7 protein-coding genes are annotated in these 6,024 nt (G+C 30.8%); 1 reads left to right on the top strand and 6 read right to left on the bottom strand.

The window, feature by feature from the left end:
* Positions 1 to 259 precede the first annotated feature (259 nt).
* From LQ615_RS13225 to LQ615_RS13215, 3 genes are all read right to left on the bottom strand, one after another.
* Positions 260 to 667 (bottom strand): Rrf2 family transcriptional regulator, encoded by a 408-nt coding sequence (locus LQ615_RS13225; RefSeq protein ID WP_064205371.1) that lies wholly within the window; start codon positions 665 to 667, stop codon positions 260 to 262.
* A 70-nt stretch (positions 668 to 737) separates the two neighbouring features.
* Positions 738 to 1,367 (bottom strand): NAD(P)-dependent oxidoreductase, encoded by a 630-nt coding sequence (locus LQ615_RS13220; protein WP_239704194.1) that lies wholly within the window; start codon positions 1,365 to 1,367, stop codon positions 738 to 740.
* 180 nt (positions 1,368 to 1,547) lie between these two features.
* Positions 1,548 to 1,916, bottom strand: a complete 369-nt coding sequence (locus LQ615_RS13215) for an aggregation-promoting factor C-terminal-like domain-containing protein (RefSeq protein ID WP_017000663.1) — start codon at positions 1,914 to 1,916, stop codon at positions 1,548 to 1,550.
* Positions 1,917 to 2,142: 226 nt separating this feature from the next.
* Here LQ615_RS13215 and LQ615_RS13210 point away from each other — a divergent pair, with 226 nt between their 5' ends.
* Entirely contained in the window at positions 2,143 to 2,703 is a 561-nt protein-coding gene (locus LQ615_RS13210; RefSeq protein WP_239704193.1) for a GNAT family N-acetyltransferase, read from the top strand.
* Positions 2,704 to 2,799: 96 nt separating this feature from the next.
* Here the strand turns inward: LQ615_RS13210 and LQ615_RS13205 are convergent, their stop codons facing one another.
* The 3 genes from LQ615_RS13205 to LQ615_RS13195 form a co-directional block, all read right to left on the bottom strand.
* A complete protein-coding gene (locus LQ615_RS13205; protein WP_017000665.1) occupies positions 2,800 to 3,462 on the bottom strand; it encodes a YIP1 family protein in 663 nt (220 codons plus the stop codon).
* A 107-nt stretch (positions 3,463 to 3,569) separates the two neighbouring features.
* The gene (locus tag LQ615_RS13200; RefSeq protein WP_103268739.1) at positions 3,570 to 4,343 is read right to left on the bottom strand and encodes a sugar phosphate isomerase/epimerase family protein; all 774 of its coding nucleotides are present in this window, start codon (positions 4,341 to 4,343) and stop codon (positions 3,570 to 3,572) included.
* 34 nt (positions 4,344 to 4,377) lie between these two features.
* Positions 4,378 to 5,703 carry an MFS transporter gene (locus LQ615_RS13195; protein ID WP_103268736.1) on the bottom strand — a complete coding sequence of 442 codons (1,326 nt, stop codon included), beginning with the start codon at positions 5,701 to 5,703 and terminating at the stop codon, positions 4,378 to 4,380.
* Positions 5,704 to 6,024 lie beyond the last annotated feature (321 nt).

Raw genomic sequence — 6,024 nt, 5'->3', positions numbered from 1 at the left:
CCTCTACAATATTTTCTTAGTCGATTACATTGTACTAAAGTGAGCTATATTTGGCTCTTTTTTTATTACACAATTATATGGACATATTCGAAAATACAGAGCTAACGTGCTTGTTTGGAAAATCTAGCCTGTTAGAAAATCTAACGAGCTAGACAAAAATAACTAGCCCGTTAGAATTTGAGACTATTCTTCTCTTTACTCATATATAAAGCTCCTTTCAAATTAGACACTATATGTGTAAACTTTGAAAGGAGCTTCTTTATCGACTTAATATTTGTTTGGATAAGTCATCTATAGTTGTTTGATTGAGTTCTTTAATAATTTTTGAATCCACTTCACTGTATATATTATCTAAAGTAGATTGAATGTTTTTACCGACGACACATTTAGGGTTTGTATCTTGATGTATTTTTAGGAAATGTTCTTCTTCTTGTATAAGTTGGTATACATCACCTAAAGTTATTTTATTTGCTGGTTTAGATAATTGATAACCTGACTTACCTTGTTGGCTTTCAATAAGTTTACCGTTTCTCAAATATTTGCATATTTTTCTTACAAGTGTTGGATTACTATTTATGCTACTTGCTAAATATTTACTTGAAAGGGGCTCTTCATTAATAGATAGCAAAGACAGTATATGAATACCAACTGAAATTTGAGTGTTCACGCTTTATCACCTCTTAGATTCATATTCATTATAACTATGAGGCTTAATAAAAGCGAGAGGGCTGAGGCATTTATTTTGATAAAACTGAAATTCTTTCTTGAATATGGTCGCCTTTAACAGCTTCATCTACCATTGCGATAGCAAAATCTGTGTAACTAATTTTACTTTCACCATTATCATTTAAAGTAAATTTTTCTCCAGCTAAAATATATGTTCCAGTTCTTTCTCCGTCCGCAATAAATTCAGCAGCGGGGCTAACAAATGTCCAGCGTACGTCATTTCTTTTACGCAAGTCATCTAACACTTTACCTTGAGCTATAGAAAGTGGTTTATATGATTCAGGGAAATCAGGGGTGTTATATAGTTGTGTTTCTAATTTATCATCCACATACAAACTACCAGCACCGCCTATAATAATTAATCTTGTATCAGTATTTGATAGTAATTTATTTAAATGGTGAACAGAATCTTGATGTAAATGTAATTTATCTTCACGTACTTCACCAAAAGCATCAATTATAACATCGAATGGCTTTAAATCTTCTGACGTTAAATCAAACAAATCTTTAATAATAGATTTTTCAGCAACAGTTTTATTTTTGTTACGTACTATAGCTGTAACGTCTAAACCTCTATTAATAGCTTCTTTAGTAATAAGTTGTCCTGCTTTTCCATTAGCTGCTACGATACCTATTTTCATATTAATAACCTCACTTGTATTTATTTTAGATACAAGTTGAGTGTAGAACTATCATCTGAAAATGTCAAAAATAAAACTTTTAAAATGCGATAGGCATTAAAAAACTCCCAATCTGTTAGATTTCACATCTAGATTGGGAGTTTTTATTATTTATATTTGAAAATGCTTATGATTTAAATTTTACCACCAGTTATTTGCTTGACGGAATGCAATTGCTGCTTCTACAGAGCCATAACGTTCCTTAGCGTAATTGATCATACCTTTAGTTTGCTCAGTAACACTTCCAGTGCCCCAAGATTCTTTAGTTTGACCAAGGCCTCTGTATCCAAGTTCGTTTACAGCATTTGGATTACCACTTGATTCTGGCATTACAATGTTATCCCATAATGCTTTTGTTCCACCAGCTGCGATAAATTCTTTATATACTTCGTTAGTAGATGCTGCTTCTGTTGCTTGAGTTGTTGTATATTCACTTGCATCAGCGTTAGCGCTAAATCCAGCTGTAATAATACTTGCTGCTGCAGTTGATGCGATTAATAATTTTTTCATAGTAAAATATTCCTCCATATGCAATCGATTATTTTTTATCTCTTTCGTAATTACTTAATACACTTTAACATCAATTTTCATCTCATAGGTTACAACGAAATAAAAAGCAAATGTCTTTTATTTCAATCGTATTAAAAAAATGAATGCCATATGACAGTAGATATTTTGGTTTAATTGTATATATTAGATATAATTTTTAGTGAATGATAAAACTGGAGGTTACAAAATGAAAAGAATTAAGTTGAAGATGTTCAGAGATAATTTAGAAAATATCCCACAATTTGATTTACCTGAAGGCTATTCAATCAGAAAATTTAGAGAAGGCGATGAAATAGAGTGGGCAAAAATAGAAACTGCTGCTGAAGAATTTAAAACAGTCGAGGATGCACTCAAAAGATTCGATAAAGAATTCGGCTTTAATATAGAAGAAATGAAACATAGATGTCTTTTCATAGAGAATGAAGATGGAGAAGCAATTGGAACAACATCAGCTTGGTTCGGAGACTTAGATGGAACTGGTGAACAAAAAGGACGAATACATTTTGTTGCAATAAAACCAGAATATCAAGGGAAGAAATTATCTAAACCTTTGTTAACCGTAGCATTGAATACATTAATAAAAGAAAACCATAATAAAGTGTATTTAACAACGCAAACGACAAGTTATCAAGCGATAAATATGTACTTAAACTATGGATTTGAACCTTATGATCCAACTGGAGATGATCGTGAAGGTTGGTCGTTAATGGAAGAAGTATTAAATAGGAAGTTAAATATATTAAATTAAATAAAAGAGTGGGTTAGAAGTTTTATTTTCGTAAAAGGTTTCTATCCCGCTCTAAAAAGTATTGTTACAAAATAAATTGTGAAAGGCTAACACATACTAGACTAAACCTTGAATCGCATTAATAAATGATGCACTGATTAATCCAAAGCCAATAGTTACGATTAAAGCAACAATTGCCCAAATAATAGAAGCTTTTTTAGATAACTTACTTGTCCCATAATACACAGCAAAGATTAAATATGCTGATAATAAACCTGATAAATTAAAAACTGACAAATATTGATTTCCTTTATCAAAAACATTTAGACTGTCAATCTGTGTATCAGGTAACGTTAGTCCAAATAATGCTTGTATACCATAAACAATTATTGAAAAAGCAGTAGTAATAATTAAATATGAAATAGAAGCTGAAAAAATATGAATTGCGCGTGCATCAGATTTCATAATTTTTGAAACAATTAAGAATATTAAAAAGATAATTAATAAGCCAAAAATGACACCACCAACAGTTTGGCCAATTAAAGTCCCTATATCCATTTCATTTTGTTGTTCAATTTGAGATGAATCCAAACCAGCTTTTTTAAGTATCTCAGTATTATCAGTTATATAATTCGTCAAAAGTAAAGATATAAATGACAAAATAGTGAATATAATTAATTTTACAATCCATTTAGGGTTTTCTCTTAACTTACTAAAGTGATTTAAAAGAGGTAAGTCTGATGTTTTTGCACTTGTTTGATTTGCATTAGAATTTTCCATATATGTATAACCTTCCTTTCAAATAATATTTATCAATATAATAACATTAATAACCATTATTTAAAATAACTTAATTGTAAAATAATGGTAAGTGAAAGGGCGGTTAATTAAATATTAAATTCTTTAACAGATGGATGCTCTAAAATATCTTTTAATGAATATTTATAAGGGTTTATTTCAAAAACAACTGGTCCTTGATAATTTTGTTTACTTAAAACATTTATTATATTATTTTGTATAACTGTTCCATCGTTAGGTAGTAAATGTAAATCTGATTTTCCATCATTATCGGATAAATGAATTGATTTAAGTAATCCACCTAATCTGTTTACTGTGTCTTTAAATTCGTCACCTTGAATAGCTAAATGCCCAACATCTAAACAAGCTTTAGTGTTTGTTTTATTTAACACATCTAGCCATTCTTCAATATTAGAAGGTAATATATGCATATAGTTTAGCCCATCAGGTATTTGGTTCTCGAAAAGTAATTCAACATTATTGGCTAGAGAAAAGTCGCTCAATTCTTTTAATCGTTCAATCATTTTCGGATAGACTTTATCCAAATCTTCAGAGGCCATTGCTTGACCTCCATGAATAACAGCATGACTTCCATTATAATATGCTAGTTTCTTCATCCATTTTTTTGTTAATGCTAGCGTATACGCTGCTATCTCATCATATTGTGTAGCTAAATTTAAATCATGAAAAGGTAGATGTAAGCCAATTTGTAAATCACATTCATTTGCATACTTGAAAGCTTGCTCTGCTAAATGATGTTCTGCCCAAATTTCAACACCGTTAAAGCCATGTTCTTTAATTTGCTTTATGTCTTCTAAACTATACTCTTGTCCAATAGACCATAAACTAATCCATTTTTCCACTTGAATAATCTCCTTTGTACGTGACATTTTTCTATTAATTTTCATCATTGATTTCTTCTAATCTCTTACCTTTTGTTTCAGGAGCTAGAAAAATTGTAATTAGGAAACCAGCCAAACCTATTAAAGAAAAGAAGCCTAATGCTACTTGATTGCCCCATAATGCAACAAAGTTTGGGAAAACAAGCACACCTAAAATAGATCCTATACGGCTAACCGATGTAGCAAATCCTGATGCAGTTCCACGTATATTTGTTGGGAATAACTCTGTTGGATATACAAAATTTAAAATACCTCCACCCATATTTGAAAATAAAACTGCTACACTAAATAAAATTACTAAGTACATTAAAGTAGGATTGGGGTTTAACGTCAATATAGTTAAACCTACTGTTAATCCAAAGAATGATGTTATCAGAAGTGGTCTTCGTCCCCATCTATCAACTAAATATGAACCGATAAGCGCGCCGATTAAACCTAAAATACTTACAATAGATGAAGCTATGTATGTTTGATTTAATGTTCCTTCAGTAACTGAAGCTAAAATAGTTGGCGTATACATGGAAATGCCATAATATGCTGTAGCATAACAAAACCAAAAACCACATACGAAAATAGTTCTCTTTCTAAATTTTTCAGTAAATAATTCTTTTACTTTTACCTTTTTATTGACTACAGGTTCTACCTTCACTTTATTACCAGTAAGCTGATAAATAATATTCTGTGCTTCTTCTTCACGGCCTTTAGATGCTAACCAACGTGGTGATTCTGGCAGTCCTATTCTAAAAATAAAGATGATTACAGCAAGTAATCCACCTACTAAAAACATATAACGCCATGCATCATCGCCTAATGGTACTAAAAGCATTCCAGTTATATAAGCGAAAACTGCACCAACAAACCACATCATACCTAAAAAGGTTCCTTGTCGCCCTCGATTATTCGAGGAACTAAATTCTGACACTAACGTGGAAGAAATAGGATAGTCCGCACCTATACCTATACCAAGAAAGAACCGAAATATAATTAAATATAATGCATTAGGTGCTATTGCTGTTAAAACAGCAAATAATACAAAGGCTATTAAATCAACGGTAATCATAGCCTTTCTTCCCAATGTATCCGTTAATTTACCGAGCCATGCAGCACCAATGAAGGAACCGATAATGGCTGAAGCTGTTAATAAACTTTCCTCAATTGGACTAACACTCCATTGTTTAATAATCAATGGCATAGCGACAGCTATAATTGTTAAATCAAATCCATCAAGGAACGTTCCTCCAGCAGAAACAATTTTCACCTTACGCTGAAACTTACTAAGTTTAGCTTGATCTTCAGGATAATCTAGATAATTAAAACTCATATACGTCTCCTTGTTTTCCGTAGTTGTTAAAAACAATTTACCCATAATAAATTTGTGATAACATAATTTACTTATAATATTTTAAAATTATATATTACCATTTAATTTTACAAAGGAACTATTGATTACGTATTAAGTCGGTATTAAAATGCTGTAAACATAAAGTGATATACAGATATACACTAAGGATTGTCTAAAATAGGCTATTTTATCATAACTATGATAATTAAGGTTCTGTTGCAAAGTTGAATTTATAGTATAATTTTAACAAAAAGGAGTCTTCTGTATGAACTATTTCAGATATAAACAATTTAACAAGGA

The organism is Mammaliicoccus sp. C-M13 (genome assembly GCF_022386845.1).
In the GTDB taxonomy this organism is placed as follows: Bacteria; Bacillota; Bacilli; order Staphylococcales; family Staphylococcaceae; genus Mammaliicoccus; species Mammaliicoccus lentus.
The sequence above is the reverse complement of the archived record's forward strand: the minus strand, read 5'-3'. Positions and strand labels throughout refer to the sequence as shown.